Origin of the sequence: Spirosoma sp. KNUC1025, assembly GCF_045160025.1 — a bacterium.
In the GTDB taxonomy this organism is placed as follows: domain Bacteria; phylum Bacteroidota; class Bacteroidia; order Cytophagales; family Spirosomataceae; genus Spirosoma.
Genome location: NZ_CP087139.1, coordinates 3,449,973 through 3,466,959, shown reverse-complemented (window position 1 = coordinate 3,466,959; position 16,987 = coordinate 3,449,973). Strand labels below are relative to the sequence as shown.

The following is a 16,987-nucleotide window of genomic DNA, read 5'->3' as shown; positions in this document are numbered from 1 at the left end:
CCGGTTAACTAATGTCTTTTGCGACCAATACAAACTCGATCACTGATCTGGTAAGTAAGGGCGTAATGCGGTTAAGCAACGTAGCCGTGGTTGGTAACTGGTTATGGGCATCCAGGTCCTGTTGGGTTTCCCATCGTTCATACAATACAAACCGGTTAGTGCTTCCAATGACCTTATGGAAATGAAATTCTACATTACCGGTTTCGTTCCGAACCAATGGAACAAACTCCTTAAACAGGTCGACAAAGGCATCTGAGCATCCGGGTTTCGTCTCAAACGGTACGATCAGCGTAGTAAGCGGACGGTGAACCTGCTTCTGCCGTTTCGAGGATAGGGGCCATACATCTTCCAGATAGTTCATCTCGATGGGTTCGGCCAGATCGTCCTGTTGCAAGTCGAACGCTCCCTGCGTATATGGCTGCTGAAAATGATTGTCCAGTGCGGACTGGTTTTGCCAGCGCTCAAACAGGTAAAAACGATCCTGCTCATTCTCAACTGTATACAGCTCCATTTTTATGTTTCCATCTTCGGTGCGGGCACCTAGTACATCAGCCCGCAAAGCATCTCTGGCCAGCTGCTGACTCTCCGGTTTTGCGGCCACGCGCACAAATAGGATCACTGGCTGCTGATCTCCGTTTTGTATCTGTTCAGACGAGTTCATGATTGTATTTTGTTACAATAGACTTACTGATGAATCTCAACCTCGGTCCGTTCTGCATACAGTTTCCAGAAAAGGTCGGCTAATAGCGCGGGTGCGTGCGTCTCGCTGTCGGGATTGATGAAACCGGCTACGGTTAGCAGACCGACATAAATACCATCTGCTTTCAGCCGCTCGTGAAGCTGATAAGCGAGACTACGTACGCCTGCTTTCCCTATCGAGAGCGACCCGTAGTCAGCGCTGGGGTTTATTCCCAAACCACCACCGGTAAGCAGAAAGGCACCTTTAGTGTGCTTCAAGCCTTCATATGTAGCCTGAAGCACACTAAGCGCATTGGCTACATTGACGGTGAATTCGCGGGTCAACTCTTCTGGACTTTCGTCCATAATATCCCGGGCTTTCACAACCGCTGCATTATAAAGCACCACATCGAAACCAGAAGAACCGATTGATAAGGTTTGAATGGATTCTCTAAGCTGGGTGGCACTTCCCGCATCGGCAGTCGAAAAAGCAACGTCTATGCCTTGCGCTTCGAGTTTCCGCTTGATACGTTCCAGATTAACAGCACTGCGACTAACGAGCTTGATGTTGAAGCCTTCGCTGGCAAACTTCTCGGCAACACTGCTGCTCAGTCCAGGCCCGGCACCTATGATTAATAAGGATTTTTTCATTTGTTCTGTCCGTTTATTGAACAGATCAAAATTCGCCACAAGAACCAGGCCGGAGCTTACGAATTGCAAAGCAGGTGTTACGAATTTCAAAGATTCAGGGAGGCCAAATAAAAAAAGCCCTCTATTTAACACGGAGGGCTTTTCAATGATCTCGTAAGACGTTCAGAAGCTCCTTCGGAACTCTGCTGGCGTATAGCCGGTGTGTTTTTTAAAAAATACGTTAAAGCTGGGCTGCTCAGCAAAACCAATGCTATGGCTGATGTCCTGAAGGCTCCAGTCGGTTTGTACCAGCAACGCCTTGGCTTCATCCAGAATACGGTTCTGAATGTGTGTACTGGCATTTTGCCCGGTATGCTTCTTTAATAGTTGGTTGAGATAATTGGGGTGCATGTGCAGGCTCCCGGCAAATTCCTTGGCGGTTTTGATCCGGATGGGGGCACTGTAATTGATACCTGAAATTTCCTTTTCCAGCAGATCAAAAAAATGGTGGATGTGCGTGTAGTCAGCGGTAACTTCATCGGGCTTGGGATAGCGCGCCACCTTCATGCTTTCGACCATCAGGAGTTGAAGAAAGGCCTGCATCGCATCGTCTTTAAAAGCACTATTGCTTAGTTCTTCCTCCTGCATCCTCTCAAAATACTGACTGATCCTGGGTACTTCCGCTTCGTTGAGACGGATCACACTTTTAGCTTTGTCCGTGAACAGTTCGAATTTATCGATAACCGCTTTGAGCTGTACATGCGTATTAATGAAGGCCTTTTTGAAAAGGACGTAATAGCCACCGGATTCATCCGACAGATTTTTCCAGGAAATAATGTCGTTTGGATGGATGAACAGCAGCGTCGGTTCCTCGATGTAATAGGTGTTAAGCCCCATGGTGAATACTCCGGTTCCTTTGGTAATCAGCAGAATTTTAAAAAATTCCCTCCGATTGGGCGACAGGTAGTTTCGGCATTCATGCTGCTCGCGGTTAAATACCCGGATCGTCCAATCTTCATAATACTCACGAAAAACCGGAATCATGTCCGGCAGGTCGCGCAGCGTGTCGATCACTTTGCTATCTAAAGTCGTCTTGGTCATATCGGGTTATCAGACGTTTGTACAAATCTATTGAGAATCACATAAATAAGCACCTGGCTGTTTTGCCAGGTGCTTATCGTTAATCGGTAAAATCACAACTGAGTGTCGTTTCTTCCCAGGCGTCATAGTCGGTGGCCAGTTCGGAAAGTTTAGTCCGGGCTCCTTCGAGCGCATCACGTCCGAGTAGCAGCCTGAGGGGTGGGTGTTCCGCTTCTACAACCTTTACGATGGCCTGGGCGGCCAGCATTGGGTCACCGGCTTGTTTTCCACTTAAGCCACGTACCCATTGCTTCGTAGCTTCGGCCGTTGCCGCGTAATCTGCGATAATTACCGGACTATCCTTCGCCGACCGGCCTGCCCAATCGGTGCGAAAATTACCGGGTGCGACAATCGTAACTTTTAGGCCCAGCGGACTAACTTCTTTAAAAAGAGCTTCCGAGAATCCATCAACAGCGTATTTGGTGGCATGGTAGTAGCCCAGCGAAGGGAACGACTTCAATCCGCCAATGGACGATATGTTAATGATATGGCCACTGCCCTGCGCACGCATAATGGGCAATAGCTGGCGGGTCATTTCACTCAGACCCCAGAAGTTCACTTCGAACATCTGGCGGATGTCATCTTCCTGGCTTTCTTCTACGGCACCGAAATAGCCAATACCCGCATTGTTGACCAGTACGTCAATTCGCCCGAACTTTTCGCGGACTTCGGCCACAGCGGATTTAATCTGCTCGTAGTCGGTAACATCCAGTTTCAGCGGAATGGCTGTCTCGGGATAGGCGTCGACCAGATCCTGAATAGCTTCTGTTTTACGGGCGGCAATGGCTACACGGTATCCTGTCTGCAAGGCAACCGTTGCGATAGCCCGGCCAAAGCCGGTAGAGCAGCCGGTTATTAACCATACTTTTTTCATGATTTGTTGTGTAAAAGGTTCCGATAATCAGATCGTATTTTCCCAGGCTTTCAGCTGGTGCTCTTTCAACATGTCTTCCACGAACTGCGGAACCACATTCCGGAACTTACCCGTATCCGACGGAACGATCCGGATCATCGCATCAATCATTTCAGTTGGGTCAAGTCGGCCTTCAGGGGTACCTAGCAGCGAGTCAAAAACGGCTTTCATATCGGCGCGTTTCGTAAAATTTTTGTCGTCGTCCAGCCATCGGAACGCATTGTCGGCCATCGTTTCGTTATACCCGGTCAGGTAAGCCCCCGGATTGATGGTTTGAATCTTAATGTTGTAGGGTTTTAATTCGTCCGACATGGCCTCCGCGACGGCTTCGAGGGCATGTTTTGTTGATACGTAAATGCCGTAACCGGGCGGAGTGAACAAGCCACCCATTGACGAGGTGAACACAACTTTCCCCGATTTACCTGCTTTGATCCACTTGGCTATAAATTGCTGAGCGAGTTCCAGCGGAGCGAACACATTGGTTTCAAAATTGCGTCGAACCAGCTCTACCGGAATTTCGAATACCGGGCCGCTTTCCCCGATTCCGGCATTGCTGAACAGGACGTCGATTTCCCATTTCAACGCATTTTTTACGTCATAGGTATCGAGAATGTCCAGCTTTTCGACCCGCAGTTTTTCCTGCAAGCCCAGTTCTTCCACTTTTTTGCGCAGGGCCGTAACCTGCGGAGAGATTTGTACGCCAGCAATGACGGTGTGGCCGAGTTTAGCAAGACCGATTGCGGTTCCTTCACCAAAACCAGAGCCTGCTCCAGTAATTAAGATTGTTTTTGATGTTGACATGGGTGTAAAGGAGTTTTGAATGAATTAATTGGTTGACTGACTGCGTGCTGAAATAGAGATAGTAGACGACCGATGTTACAGTACACTACCGGCCGTTGCGATGTCGAAATCCTGATCCGGGCTACCACCCGATACACCGATGTATGCCACGATTTCACCGTTTGCTTTAACTGGCATGCCGCCTTTGAAGCCAACGAGTCCACCACTGGTGTTGACCATGCCATAGGCATTCGCTTCGGGACGAAGAAACTCTCCTACTGCTTCGGAGTTCATGCGAAAGAGCATGGCGGTTTTTGCTTTGCCCATGGCAATGTCGATGGAGCCGAGGAAGGCTTCATCCATACGTAAAAAACCCTTGAGGTAACCGGCCGTATCCAGGATGGCAATGTTGGCGTTGATTCCCAGTTGCCTTGCCTTTTCTGTGGCCTGGTTCAGTGCCTGAAAAGCTTGTTGTTGTGTGGTTTCCATACGAATCGTGTTTTCTGTCTGTCTCTTCCGACCATGCAAAATTGGGTCAGGTAAGGGAGCTGCCTTGTACGAATAGCACAGCTTCTGTTATGAATTTCAAAGATGACGCGGCAACGTAACGGACTTGGACACACCATTTACCAAGCTGGAAACACGGCTCAGGTACGTTGTGGGGACCTTTGCATTGAACTAAAACCAACGACAATGCAAACAATTTTCATCACCGGCGCTTCATCGGGTCTGGGCAAAGCCACCGCAAAACTGTTCCAGTCAAAAGGCTGGAAAGTGATCGCTACCATGCGGCAACCTGAAAAGGAAACCGAACTAACGGCGCTTGAGAATGTGAGCGTACTGCCGCTTGACGTTACCAATGACGTACAGATCGAGGCTACCGTTCAGGAAGTTCTGGAATCAGCGAAGATCGATGTGGTTTTCAACAATGCAGGGTATGGATTAGGGGGCGCGTTGGAAGCTTGTACGGATAGCCAAATCACCGATCAGATCAACACCAATCTGACCGGCGTACTTCGGGTCAGCAAAGCATTTATCCCTTATTTTCGGCAACAAAGGAGTGGGTTGTTCATTACCACTACGTCGGTGTTTGGTTTCTCGGCCTGTCCCCTTTCATCGGTGTATAACGCCACGAAATGGGCTTTGGAAGGCTGGAGTGAAAGTATGGCCTATGAACTGGCTCCCTTTAATATTACCGTCAAAACTGTGGCTCCCGGCGGTATAAAAAGCAGCTTTGTGGGGAACATGCAGGCGACCGTAACGCACGAGTATGACAGCCTCTCATCCCGGATGAATAACTTGTTCGCCGATGGTACGTTGATTGAATTTACGGAAGCCGAGCGAATTGCTGAAGTAGTCTACGAAGCAGCTACCGATGGAAAGGACCAGTTACGGTATCTGGCGGGTAACGACGCCATCCGAATAGCCGAGCAGCGTCAGCAAATGGGAACAGAAGGGTACCGTAAATACCTGACGCAACTGCTTACGGTATCATAAACTGTCTTTAAGGGTTTTGTACGTATGAGAAAGGAAGATCATCAGCCACTACATTTTCAAACCATATCCGAGCTGCTACGCACCCTGGGTTTGCCTAAACCGACCCACCCATTGATTGCGCTGGTCGATTACAAGGATATTCGCGTCGATACGGGCGATATGGAGAAGGGATACGTACTGAATTTTTACAAAATCTCGTTCAAAAAACAGTTTACGGGACAGATCCGCTACGGGCAGGGGCATTATGATTTTGAAGAAGGGGGCCTTTCGTTTACAGCCCCGCACCAACGGATAGCAGCGACTTTAGAAGAACGGGATTACAGCGGCTATACGTTGCTGTTTCATCCCGATTTTATCCGGAATTATCCGTTAGGCAAAAACATAACCAGGTATGGTTTCTTTTCGTACGCCGTGGCCGAAGCCCTGTATTTATCGGACAAGGAAAAGAAAGTCATCTTCGCTCTTTTTGATGCCATTGCTATCGAGCTGGATAATAACATTGATCAATTCAGCCAGGATGTGCTGGTATCCCAGATAGAAACGTTGCTGAATTACAGCAGCCGTTTCTATAATCGTCAGTTTATCACCCGGAAAGTAGTCCACAACGATCTCATCGCGGAAATGGAATCGTATTTATCGGCATTTTTCAACCGGGATGAGGCACTGGTCAATGGTCCACCGACTGTTCAGCAGGTAGCGGATCAGCTGCGGGTGTCGCAGCGTTATCTGAGTGACATGCTCCGTTCACTGACTGGCCAGACGACTCAGCAGCATATACACGCCCGATTGATTGAAAAGGCCAAAGACCTGCTGAATACGGGTAACCTGACTACGGCCGAAGTCGCCTACCGGCTTGGCTTTGACTATCCACAATCGTTCAACAAACTATTTAAGGCCAAAACAAAGCTTTCACCACAAGAGTACCGGCAGTCATTCAACAATTAATTCAGCATACAAGTGCCGTCTAGCCTCTTCAGGCGATGTCAGATTGCAACAAACGATCACCTATATACGTAGTAATGAACTCCATCAGTTTACGAGAAAATTCAATGATCTATCATGGATGACTCAGCCGGTAATCTAATGGCGTTCTGCCCGTGTACTTTTTAAAATAGGCGCTAAAATGCGAGCTCTCAACGAAGCCAAGTCGGTAGCTGATCTCCTTATTTGACAGCGATGTATGTAAAAGCAACCCTTGTGCTTCACAGATTATTTTTTCAGCTATGCTGGTTTTCGCGGTTTTACCCGTTTTGGCTTTAATAACCGCATTCAGGTAGTTCTCGTGCAGGTGTTGCATGGCCGCAAAATCAGATACCCTCAACTGAAGGTCAGTCCGTCCTGCTACCAGGTCATGGACGTGTTTATCCAGATTTTTTTTGAAGGTGTGCACAATCAGCGAACCTTTGTCCCGCCCGTAAACCGGATGAGGCTCGTTTCTCAGGGCATCTTTTACTTTTAAAAGCATAATCATCAGTAAACTTCCAAGTATTTGGGTTCGACAGGCCGTTTTTGTAGCGAATTCCTTTTTCATCTCCTGGCAAGTTTTGCCGAAATCGGCAACCAAAGCCGAAGGGAATATGCTGGGATGCATTGGCTCGGAAACAAGGAAGGGAAATTGAGTAAAAACATCTGTCTGGATGCTGGTTTTCAGAAACGTCTCCGTAAACGCGATCATGTAAGCAGACTTGATTTCGTACCACACCCAGGAACGATATTGGCCCGGCTTGCAGATCAGTACCGTACCTGGCTCGATGGCTAATGAGGTATCGTTTGACACAAATTCGGCCCGGCCGCTTCGACAAAGCAGAAACGTGTAATGATTGGGGCGAAAAAATACCGATCGGTGGGGAAGCTCGGTAAAACTGTCTTTCAGATCAGCAACAAAGATGCCTTCCTCGTTGGGGATGGTATGACCTAACGGAAACGGCTTCGCCAAAAGCGTTTCGGCAGGGTCCCTAACAAATTCTGTGTTATAGTTCATGGGTTGGTATACACTAACGTTGATTCCTTCTTTATCTAAGAAAATCCAATAATGATACCAATCAATAAACTATTGACAATCAGCTATTTAATAAATAAGGCCTTTCAATAAGGTATCGATATATCGTCAATTGACATACAAAGTCGAAATATCGGCACCGCACTACCGGGGTAATGATATAGCGCAACTGGTCAGAAACTAGAAAAACCCGCCCAAATACCTAGACTACGTGTTTTCGGACAATACCTAATCGTTTCATCTTCGAATGCAGTGTCGACGGGGGTACGCCCAGTATTTCGGCGGCTCCACCCGCACCGGTAATTCGGCCACCGCAGTAGGTTAATGTATCAAAAATGTGCTGGCGCTCATTGTCGTCAATCGTTGTTAGTTGAAAGGTCGAATCACCCTGGAAATTGGACGCGGTTTTGGGAACCGGCAAATGAATCTGTTTAATCACCTGGCCCATTTCCAGCAACACACTCCGTTCGATCAGGTGTTCCAGTTCACGGACATTGCCCGGCCAGCTATACCGCATCATTTCCAGCATGACGTTGTTGGTTGTTGCCTCAACCTGTTTGCCAGTTTTTTTGGCAAATTTTTTAATAAAGTAGCTGGTTAACAGCGGAATATCATCCTGCCGGACTCTAAGGGGCGGAAGGATGATCGGGAAAATATTCAGTCTATAAAACAAATCGCTCCGAAATCGACCTTCGTCCATCTCTTTTTCCAGATCACGATTGGTGGCTGCAATAATGCGTACATCGACGTTGATCGTTGTTTTTCCACCTACCCGTTCAATTTCCTTTTCCTGCAACACCCGCAGTAATTTCGCCTGCATCTCCAGGGGCAATTCACCGATTTCATCAAGGAATAACGTACCCTTATGCGCCAGTTCGAACTTCCCGATCCGGCGGTCGAGGGCGCCCGTAAAGCTGCCCCGCTCGTGGCCAAACAGCTCACTTTCAATCAGGCTGGCCGGTAACGCAGCACAGTTGACTTTAACCATCAGCTTGTTTTTCCGGGGCGAGTTATTGTGAATAGCACGAGCCACCAATTCCTTTCCGGTACCTGTCTCGCCCAACAGCAGAACCGTACTGTCGGTGTGTGCCACTGTGTTAATCAACCGCAGCACTTTTTTAATTTCAGGACTACTACCAATGAAGTCAGCGGAGTTATTTGCCGTATGGATCTCTTCCTGCAAATACACCTTTTCATCTTCCAGTTGCTGTTTGTACCGGTTGATTTCACTCAACTGATTGATTACCTTTTCATTAGCCAGAATATTAGAGACTGCAACGGATAGTTGGGCACAAATACCTTTCAGCAAATGAGTCTCTGCACTCATAAATGGTTTTGCACCCCGGTTGAGCAGGATGGCGCCAATGGTTTCACCGCCGGTTTTAAGGGGGAAACAGACAAGACTCGTAAAACCAACGCGTTTCCAGAATTTAACATATTCGGTCGGGTTTTTTTCGGCCGCAAGCCTGTTCACATCGAGAACAACAGGCTCGTCGGATGCCATCACGTTTTGGAAAACGGAGTCCGTTACGCTGTATTTTAGTTTGGCAACCTGTTCATAATCTGCCTGATAGGTTTCCGGAATGCCCAGGTCCATCATGAAAGCACTGTGCGTCTTTCCGTCTTCATCGACCTTTATGATACCAAACTGGGTGATGGAAAAGATTTCTTTTATTTTGGCATTTACCACCGTAAAAAGATCCTCCCGGCTTTTAAGCGATGCAATTTCAGTACTTAACGAAAGGAGAATCGTTTTCTCATTTTCCCTACGTTCCAATTCGTCTCGGCTCAGCAGGTTGGATGCCGTAATAGCTAGCTGGGAACAAATGCTTTTAAACAGCCCCAACTGCGGCTTCATTTCATGAATGTTATTATGATTAAACGTTAAAACCGCAACGTCTTCCTGCGCTAAACGAATCGTATGGCAGCCCCAGCCCTTAAAATTGATTGCATCGCCCATTTCCCGATACGGGGCTGTTCCGGGCAGGCGATAATATTCCTCCGCTGTGAGCAGCAATACATCGGTAGCATTCTTAGCGACTTGGTAAAGCTCGTCGTTATTATCCTGAGGTAACTCAATCAACTCTTTAAAATCGGGATACTTCGCAATAGCCGTGTCACGGTCAAAAAGAAAAGCCCATCGCCACTTTTCATCTCTGGAGATAATGTAGATGCAGTACTCGTGAATGTTGAATAGGGTATCCAGTTGCTGACCAATTATTTTCCCCAGCGTGTATTTATCACTTGCCGACGCAATGGCGTTACTGAAGGACAGAATTTTTGATTTTTCTTCTTCGCGCCGTTTTATCTCTTCATTTGCTAATATGCTATCCACAGCAATGGATAGCATATTAGCAATCTGCCGAATCAGCCGCAGATGTCCTGCCGATATGTTCTGGTTTTGACGCTGACAAATTCCCCAGATGCCAATTGCTTTTTCCCGTACCGACAATCTGATTTGAATGAGCCGGTTAATCTTAGTGCCTGACGAGAAGTTGAAACGCTTCTGCTCGCCGAAATCTTGTCCGACTTCGACAACGACAGGCTCCTTCGTCGTCAGTACGTTATGGGTTAATTCGTCATTCCTCAGTTCCTGTTCAGTCAGCCAACCACGGAACGGCGAGTTTTCGGCTTCATCTGAAACCATGGATACAGTCAATGTATCCGGTTTGATCAATTCAATAAAGTGGCTATGAAAATCAAATAGCCCTTTCAGTTTTTCATCAAGCACTTTCTGGAGATCCTGTCTGTCCCGAACGGCAGCAAACTCCATATTCAACGCCTGAATTAGCTCACTTTGCTCGATCAGTTCCTGTAAGGTGAAGGTGTCAGACATGATTAGACTAGCATTACAATTTTCTAAATTACTTTTTTGTTCACAAACCCGACAATATGGACTCTCCAATCCATGTCCTACAGTACACGTATCGATCTGGCAAATTTGTCAATAAGAGCAGGAAGCCGTTTAACAAAAACAAAGCTTCGATTATGATAGTCAAAGATCAGGCGGTTCGCCAAACGGCAGCTGGCTTTATCCTGGCAAAATTCATACATAGATGTACCGCCCCTGTTTTCAGGTTGGCAGAATTTGTATCCAAATTGGTCGGTCCGCATCAATCGTTAGAAACGTACCGGCGGGCATTTGACTGCCTGGAGATTTGGTAAAGCAAAAAAATGCTGACTTCGGGATAGTCTCCGAAGCCAGCATTTCATTGAATATAAACTACTACTGCTTGACAACTTCAGCAAGCTCGATCATATTACCCCATGGGTCCTGAATGAAGGCCAGGTTTCGGGTAATCGCTTTCAGATAAAAAGGCTGGCCAACAATGGTAACGTCACGATTTTTCAATTCAGCCAATACTTTTTTCATATCCGTTACGTGGAAACACAGATGATGGTAACCACCATTTTCAAGGCTTTTACCCAGGTCATTGAATTTCGGATTTGGCGTTAGCTTGCCGCCAGCCAGAATCTCGATCCAGAAATCATTGGTATTCGCGGGGGCTAGATAAGCAAGCTTTTCATCTGCATAATCCCACTCATGAATGACTCTGAAATCCAGTTTTTCGGTATACCATTTTATGGCCGCAGCGTAATCGGGAACCCGGATGCCCACATGGTTGCCACTGATGCCGGAGAGTGTGCTACTTGGTTTTAGCGCGGGCATGGTAAAGCCGGTTGGTAAACTGTGCTGCGCTTTTACAAGAATGCTTACTAATACGAAGGAAGCGACTAGAAATGTTGGTCGGATGTACGTTTTCATAATGGAAAAAGGTAAGTTGTGTGAACAATGAACGCTACGTTTATTCAGCTTCCTGCAATGGTGCGTTGGCTTTAACATCCTCGTGATCAGTACCAATGATGACGTCGAACCAGTCCGTGATTTCCTTTTCAAAAGCGGCTGTTTTTGTCCGGAACCGTTCGAGCGAGTCGTTACCCAGTGGCAGGTGCACCGGAGGGTTTTCTGAATTACCCAGGGCAACAAAAGCCTGTGCAAGTTTCTTAGGATCACCCGGTTGCTGATAATTTATCTTGGCTGCGAATTCCCGCATAGCCCCTACCGTTTGGGCATAGTCAGGTATGATCTGTTGGCTGCTGAGTAAGGAGGACTCGTCCAGAAAGTTAGTCCGAAAGAATCCGGGAGCGACCACGGTGGCATGAATACCCAGTGGGGCTACTTCCATCGCCAGCGCTTCGGTGATGCCTTCAATCGCAAATTTTGTGGACCCATAAAGTCCCCAGCCGATGTAGGCACCCAGGCCCCCTACAGACGATATATTGATGATATGTCCGGCTCTCCGCTTCCGCATAAACGGAAGTACGGCCCTGATCACATTTAGCGTACCAAAAACATTGACTTCGTAGTTCTGCTTTATCTCTTCGTTGGTCGCTTCCTCAATGCCCGACAGCAGTCCATAACCGGCATTATTGACCAATACATCAATCTGGTGAAATCGATCAACGGCCTGTTGAACGGCCCCCTAACCTGCTGCTCGTTGGTCACGTCCATCGTTACGACCAGCAGGTTGGGATCTTTGTTAAACTGGGCGCTGAATTCCTCTACTCTACTACGTACCGTTGCCACTACGTTGTCACCCGACGCGAGTACGGCTTTAGTTATTTCGAATCCGAATCCTCTTGCGGCTCCTGTAATAAACCAAGTTTTTTGCGGTTTCATGTTGTGATTCTTTTGTGTTGTTTGATGACACAAATTTGGTCACAGTCAATAGCCTGGGTTGTATCAATAACAAAGTATGGATTATGAATTTCAAAGATTGGCTAATAAGTCGGTAAGTCTAAGTAGCCAATTATTCATGTTTTTATTCATCTGCTCATTAAACGACTAATGGATAATCCCATCAGTTATACGGAGCAATCACAAGCTTTTTAAGCCTAGCATTAGCAACCTGATAATTTGTAACTTCAACGCTCACAACCTGCTTGCCGGATCGAAAATAGATTTCTCACTTCTCATAATATCTTTTACATGAGATATAGGATGGTCTAATAAATCAGCACAGCGAACTTGTCTAATTTCGCAAGATCATGCAGCCTAAAAACAAACCCCTCAAACGGCGCAAATACTCCCCCACCGGTGGACCGGCTACCTTCAAGGACGACGTGCTGAAAATGATTGCTAACGGCCAGAGCGTGCCTTATTTGGCTCAGGCACTGGGCATCAGTGAAGCCCTCATCTACAAATGGACACAACGGACAAAAGGGAAAGAAAAAGACCACCCTTCCAGTCAGGCTTCTGATACACTACTTGAGAATCAGCGATTGCTACAACGGATTAATTAACTAGAAACTGAGCGCGAGACCTTAAAAAAAGCCCGCCGGCCGGCCCCGTTGAACATTGTCAGTCGACAGACCTGAAATCACGCTATGAATCGGTTCAAGAGTTGGCTTCTGAGTTTGCTGTTGCAATCTTATGCTCAGTACTGGAGGTGAGTCGGACGGCTTACTATCGATACCTGCGGGGCGATAGCCATCGACTAAGCCCTGAAAAAACGAAGTACCAGCAGTTGGTCGAACAAATCTTCGCTCAACATAAACGGCGGTATGGCAGTCGACGCATTACGGCTGAGTTGCAGCAAAAAGGCTATTCGTTAGGACGCTGTCAAGTTCTAACATTGATGAAAATGACTGGTTTGCAAGCCATTCAGCCCAAGTCGTTTGTGCCCCGAACGACCAATAGCACGCATAATAAAGGCTACTGCGGGGCCGCCCGTGCGGCCAAATTTGTTGTTAGACTAGCCATTGCCCCAAGCGCCTAATCTGGTTTGGGTAAGCGACATCACATACCTGCCTTTGGTCGATGGCGAGTGGATCTATCTAGCCACCTGGATGGATTTATTTTCGCGTAAAGTAGTGGGTTGGCAAGTGAGCGAAACGATGGAACCGGGACGCCGGACCGGATGAACTGGTTGTACTGCCCCTACGTCGTGCTTTGGAGTTGCGGCAACCTGCCATGGGTCTGATTACCCATTCAGATCGGGGTGGTCAATACGTATAGACGGAGTTAAAAGAGTTAATTCGATTGTGGCACATCAGGCCCAGCATGAGCCGGGCCGCGCCACGGTGGCCGACGATCCTTACGAAAATGCGTTTGCCGAGTCGTTATGGATCGGAGCGCCGAAGCGGCCGCCTAAAGGCGGAGTTATTAGAAGGTGGAGCATTTCTCAGCGTGGAGGATGCACGTACGGAAATCCTCGGTTACATTGAGGTTTATTATAACCGGGAGAGAAAGCGCTGCGCCGGCAGCCCGGTCGTCGCTGGGTTATCGAAGCCCTGAACAATTTGAAAACGAGTATTATACCAATCTGACAAATTCAGCGTACCGCTAAACCGGACCACCTCACATAAACCAATCGTTTCAAGAACTAACGGACTCTCAATGGCAAGTTTTCAACTAATTCTGAATGACAAACGCAAACGCTGGCATTCACTTCACACTATTACTAATGCCATTTTATGGATCAACTACACAGGATTGCAGTGGCGCGAATTGGATAAAATGACAGGCGATAAATTGCCTTTTTCAAGCGTCTATTACTATTTCCGTCAATTAAAATTCAGAGGAATATGGGAGCCAATTCTGGACAGTTTAGTGGTTAAAGAGCGTAAACGCCAACAACGCGAGTTATCACCAAGCTTGCCAGCGATTGATAGTCAGTATGTTAAAATTACGCAGTTCATCGCAGAAGAGACCAGAATTGATGCTAACAGGAAAATCCATGGAGGTAAGCGTAGCATCGCCGTGGATCGCCTAGGCTTACCTTGGACTCTAACCGTTACGCCCGCCAATGAGTCGGATAACCAAGCTGGACAACTGATGGTTAAGCGTCTAAAGGGAAAGGTACCCCGACTAGAAGTGATTGCTGCGGATCATAGTGATAAGGTTAGTTTCATTGAGCATGTTAAGTAGTAGTACAACTGGCGGATTGAGATTGTACAAAAACCTGAAAGCGGTCATGGCTTCGTACCTAAGAAGAACCGATGGCCGTCGAACGCAGCTTTGGCTGGCTCAATTTTAGGCGACGCATGTTTCGAGATGTGGAGAAAACCATCGCAAGTTCGGAGGCTATGTTACGAATCGGTTTTATTTCCATTCTCATCAACAGACTCGCCAAATAAAATTTTCAAACATATTCTTATACCCTCCCCGTCAACCTGAATACTCCCACCGAGCGAGTGCGCCTGTGTCGATCGTCAATAGGACAATGCCCAATTCGCCGTTCACCAAAAGGTTTTTCGAAACCCACTTTTTAACTGGATATCCTTTCGGGAAAACCACCATAGCGCCACCCTGAGGAGAGCCTCTAAAAAGTGCTAATCCAGTGCCAGGCGCAGACTGGCGATACGGTGGTTTTTAAGGCCAAAATCATTCTTCCCCTGAAATACCAACCGAAGCAGTTCGAGCGGCCGATGGAGAAAACGCGGCCGAAAGATACCCAAGTGAAATCGTGGAAAAATAAGGAATCATTGCTTTAAAGGCCTACGCCCCCAGTCACTTCCAAGCGCTGGCCATTGACCCATTTGGCATCTTCACTGCATAGGAATGCGACTACACCCCCAATATCATCAGGCAGCCCAACCCTTCCCAGAGCGGTAATACCAGCCACAAAATGTCGTATTTCCGGCGAATCCTGCATAGTACTGCCGCCAAAAATTGCACCCGGTGCAACGACATTGGCGCTGATTCCCCGCGGTCCCAATTCCAAGGCAAGGTATCGGGTGTATACATCAATCGCCCCTTTCATGATCGCATAGGCGGATGCACCCGAAAAGGTCTGGCGAGAAACGGCGGATGAGATATTGACGATCCGTCCACCCTCCCGCAGGTGGTCTAGTGCGTTCTGGGTAAAAAAATAGACGCCTTTCAGATGGATGTTCATCATTTCGTCGAATTGCGCTTCGGTCGTTTCGGTGAGCGGAGCGCTCACGCTGGTGCCGGCATTGTTGATGAGGAAATCGAAGCGGTCTGTTGCAAACTTATCGTGCAATATTTCTTGTGCCTGGTCGAAAAAAGCCGGGAAGCCACTGGTGTTTGAGGTGTCGAGCGGCAGCGCAACGGCTTTACGGCCAACTGATTGGATGGCAGAAACTGTAGCATCTGCTTCTGATTTGTTGCTGCGGTAGGTAAGTAGTATGTCGACGCCTTTTTGCGCCAGCCTCATCGCAATGTCCTTGCCTATTCCACGGCTTCCGCCGGTAATGAGCGCTATTTTCTGAGTTGTCATATGACTTTTGTATAAACTAAAAACGAATACAAAAGTCCTGCAAATAAGCACGGCATGGTTTGTTGCTGTCAATCAATTTTATGTACCATTCAAACTTTGTGTCTGACGGCGAAAAGCGCCGGGAGACATAGACGTTTCACTTTTGAAGAATTTGGCGAAATGCGCGAAGTCGGAAAAACCCAGGCTGTCGGCGATCTCGGCAATGGTCCAGTCGGTATGGAGGAGCAATGCCCGGGCTTCCTGCACAAGACGTCCCGCAATAAGTTCGGTGGTTGTCAGTCCCGTGGAATCCCGGAGCACTTTGTTCAAATGGTTCACGTGCACAGCGAGTACGTCAGCGAACTGTTTTGCCGTGCGCAGTGCGATCTTCTGCTGGGGATTTTCGAGCGGAAATTGCCTTTCGAGCAGTTCGATAAATAGCGATGTTGTCCGGGCAAACGCGCTGTGATTGGGATGCAGCATCGTAGTCGATTGCAGCTTTTGCCCGATATGTACAAGTTCGAGTGTATAGGCGCGGAGCAGGTCATACTTATAGGCATAATTGGAAGTGATTTCGGTCTGCATATTCTCGAAAATGCTCTGTACTCGTGCCGCCTGGGTTTCTGGCAACGTGTAAATGGGGTGTTCCGGGGATTTAAAAATGGGTAGCTCATCAAGGATCACACCGCTTTTGGTCGGGTGGAGGAAGTCAGCGGTGAACACGCAAAACTGTCCGGTTTGCCGACCAATGGGCCACCAGGTAAAGGGGCTTTTGGGCGTCGTGAAGATCAGGGACGGCTGTGTAATTTCCAGGGTGCGGTCGGGATATTCGGCCCTTGATTTACCGGTCAGAAAATTAATCTTATAAAAGGCACGGCAGGCGTAGGGTATTGTCGGTTTTTCACGGCTTGTCTGGGTAAGTTGAGTCAGGTTGAACACGTTAAAATGGCCCACTTCGTGCTGAATGCCTTCTGGCAGTAATGCGCTCAGTTCGGTTGAGGTACCGCTGGACAAGCGGTTGCAAAGTTCTTCAAAGGAGGTTACGCCCATCTTGTTGTTTTGTGTAAATCAAATTTACACAGTAACAAGAAAACGTGGCTATCCGTTTGGGTTAATACCGGTATA

Annotated in this window: 21 protein-coding genes; 7 read left to right on the top strand and 14 right to left on the bottom strand. The window is 47.7% G+C overall.

Features of this window, described 5'->3' with window-relative positions:
- Positions 1-4: 4 nt before the first annotated feature.
- The 6 genes from LN737_RS15075 to LN737_RS15050 all read right to left on the bottom strand — a co-directional run bounded on the left by LN737_RS15075 (position 5) and on the right by LN737_RS15050 (position 4,630).
- Entirely contained in the window at positions 5-661 is a 657-nt protein-coding gene (locus LN737_RS15075; RefSeq protein ID WP_405520157.1) for a putative quinol monooxygenase, read from the bottom strand.
- Between the two features lie 23 nt (positions 662-684).
- Positions 685-1,329, bottom strand: coding sequence for an SDR family oxidoreductase (locus LN737_RS15070; RefSeq protein WP_405520155.1), 645 nt, complete (start codon positions 1,327-1,329; stop codon positions 685-687).
- A 162-nt stretch (positions 1,330-1,491) separates the two neighbouring features.
- On the bottom strand, positions 1,492-2,409 hold the full coding sequence (locus tag LN737_RS15065) for an AraC family transcriptional regulator (RefSeq protein ID WP_405520153.1): 918 nt from the start codon (positions 2,407-2,409) through the stop codon (positions 1,492-1,494).
- Positions 2,410-2,488: 79 nt separating this feature from the next.
- Positions 2,489-3,322: an oxidoreductase gene (locus LN737_RS15060; RefSeq protein ID WP_405520151.1), complete on the bottom strand. Its 834-nt coding sequence runs from the start codon at positions 3,320-3,322 to the stop codon at positions 2,489-2,491.
- A gap of 27 nt (positions 3,323-3,349) precedes the next feature.
- Positions 3,350-4,162 (bottom strand): SDR family oxidoreductase, encoded by an 813-nt coding sequence (locus LN737_RS15055; protein WP_405520149.1) that lies wholly within the window; start codon positions 4,160-4,162, stop codon positions 3,350-3,352.
- Between the two features lie 75 nt (positions 4,163-4,237).
- Entirely contained in the window at positions 4,238-4,630 is a 393-nt protein-coding gene (locus tag LN737_RS15050; RefSeq protein WP_405520147.1) for a heme-binding protein, read from the bottom strand.
- Positions 4,631-4,834: 204 nt separating this feature from the next.
- On the opposite strand from LN737_RS15050, the gene LN737_RS15045 reads away from it, so the two are divergent.
- Together LN737_RS15045 and LN737_RS15040 are read left to right on the top strand one after the other, a co-directional pair.
- Complete coding sequence (locus tag LN737_RS15045; protein ID WP_405520145.1) at positions 4,835-5,638, top strand: SDR family oxidoreductase; 804 nt, start codon at positions 4,835-4,837, stop codon at positions 5,636-5,638.
- A gap of 24 nt (positions 5,639-5,662) precedes the next feature.
- Positions 5,663-6,583: an AraC family transcriptional regulator gene (locus tag LN737_RS15040; protein WP_405520144.1), complete on the top strand. Its 921-nt coding sequence runs from the start codon at positions 5,663-5,665 to the stop codon at positions 6,581-6,583.
- A gap of 112 nt (positions 6,584-6,695) precedes the next feature.
- On the opposite strand, the gene LN737_RS15035 is transcribed toward LN737_RS15040, so the two are convergent.
- The 5 genes from LN737_RS15035 to LN737_RS15015 all read right to left on the bottom strand — a co-directional run bounded on the left by LN737_RS15035 (position 6,696) and on the right by LN737_RS15015 (position 12,318).
- Positions 6,696-7,619 (bottom strand): AraC family transcriptional regulator, encoded by a 924-nt coding sequence (locus LN737_RS15035; RefSeq protein WP_405520143.1) that lies wholly within the window; start codon positions 7,617-7,619, stop codon positions 6,696-6,698.
- Positions 7,620-7,839: 220 nt separating this feature from the next.
- Entirely contained in the window at positions 7,840-10,473 is a 2,634-nt protein-coding gene (locus tag LN737_RS15030; protein WP_405520142.1) for a sigma-54-dependent Fis family transcriptional regulator, read from the bottom strand.
- Between the two features lie 390 nt (positions 10,474-10,863).
- Positions 10,864-11,403 carry a VOC family protein gene (locus tag LN737_RS15025; RefSeq protein WP_405520140.1) on the bottom strand — a complete coding sequence of 180 codons (540 nt, stop codon included), beginning with the start codon at positions 11,401-11,403 and terminating at the stop codon, positions 10,864-10,866.
- A gap of 40 nt (positions 11,404-11,443) precedes the next feature.
- A complete protein-coding gene (locus LN737_RS15020) occupies positions 11,444-12,076 on the bottom strand; it encodes an SDR family NAD(P)-dependent oxidoreductase (RefSeq protein WP_405520138.1) in 633 nt (210 codons plus the stop codon).
- A complete protein-coding gene (locus LN737_RS15015) occupies positions 12,013-12,318 on the bottom strand; it encodes an SDR family NAD(P)-dependent oxidoreductase (RefSeq protein WP_405520136.1) in 306 nt (101 codons plus the stop codon). Before LN737_RS15015 ends, LN737_RS15020 begins: the two co-directional genes overlap by 64 nt.
- 368 nt (positions 12,319-12,686) lie before the next feature.
- Between LN737_RS15015 and LN737_RS15010 the strand changes: the two genes are divergently transcribed.
- The 5 genes from LN737_RS15010 (at position 12,687) to LN737_RS14990 (ending at position 14,568) form a co-directional block, all read left to right on the top strand.
- Entirely contained in the window at positions 12,687-12,941 is a 255-nt protein-coding gene (locus LN737_RS15010) for a transposase (RefSeq protein WP_405520134.1), read from the top strand.
- A gap of 101 nt (positions 12,942-13,042) precedes the next feature.
- Positions 13,043-13,417, top strand: a complete 375-nt coding sequence (locus LN737_RS15005) for an IS3 family transposase (protein WP_405520133.1) — start codon at positions 13,043-13,045, stop codon at positions 13,415-13,417.
- A complete protein-coding gene (locus LN737_RS15000) occupies positions 13,401-13,562 on the top strand; it encodes a DDE-type integrase/transposase/recombinase (RefSeq protein WP_405520131.1) in 162 nt (53 codons plus the stop codon). The genes LN737_RS15005 and LN737_RS15000 overlap by 17 nt, the downstream gene beginning before the upstream one ends.
- Positions 13,563-13,701: 139 nt before the next feature.
- Complete coding sequence (locus LN737_RS14995) at positions 13,702-13,935, top strand: IS3 family transposase (protein ID WP_405520129.1); 234 nt, start codon at positions 13,702-13,704, stop codon at positions 13,933-13,935.
- A 102-nt stretch (positions 13,936-14,037) separates the two neighbouring features.
- Positions 14,038-14,568 (top strand): transposase, encoded by a 531-nt coding sequence (locus tag LN737_RS14990; protein ID WP_405520127.1) that lies wholly within the window; start codon positions 14,038-14,040, stop codon positions 14,566-14,568.
- 404 nt (positions 14,569-14,972) lie between these two features.
- Here LN737_RS14990 and LN737_RS14985 read toward each other — a convergent pair whose 3' ends face one another.
- The 3 genes from LN737_RS14985 to LN737_RS14975 form a co-directional block, all read right to left on the bottom strand.
- Positions 14,973-15,098 carry a hypothetical protein gene (locus LN737_RS14985; RefSeq protein ID WP_405520125.1) on the bottom strand — a complete coding sequence of 42 codons (126 nt, stop codon included), beginning with the start codon at positions 15,096-15,098 and terminating at the stop codon, positions 14,973-14,975.
- A gap of 32 nt (positions 15,099-15,130) precedes the next feature.
- Positions 15,131-15,883, bottom strand: a complete 753-nt coding sequence (locus LN737_RS14980) for an SDR family NAD(P)-dependent oxidoreductase (protein WP_405520123.1) — start codon at positions 15,881-15,883, stop codon at positions 15,131-15,133.
- A 78-nt stretch (positions 15,884-15,961) separates the two neighbouring features.
- Entirely contained in the window at positions 15,962-16,912 is a 951-nt protein-coding gene (locus LN737_RS14975; RefSeq protein WP_405520122.1) for an AraC family transcriptional regulator, read from the bottom strand.
- Positions 16,913-16,987: the final 75 nt, after the last annotated feature.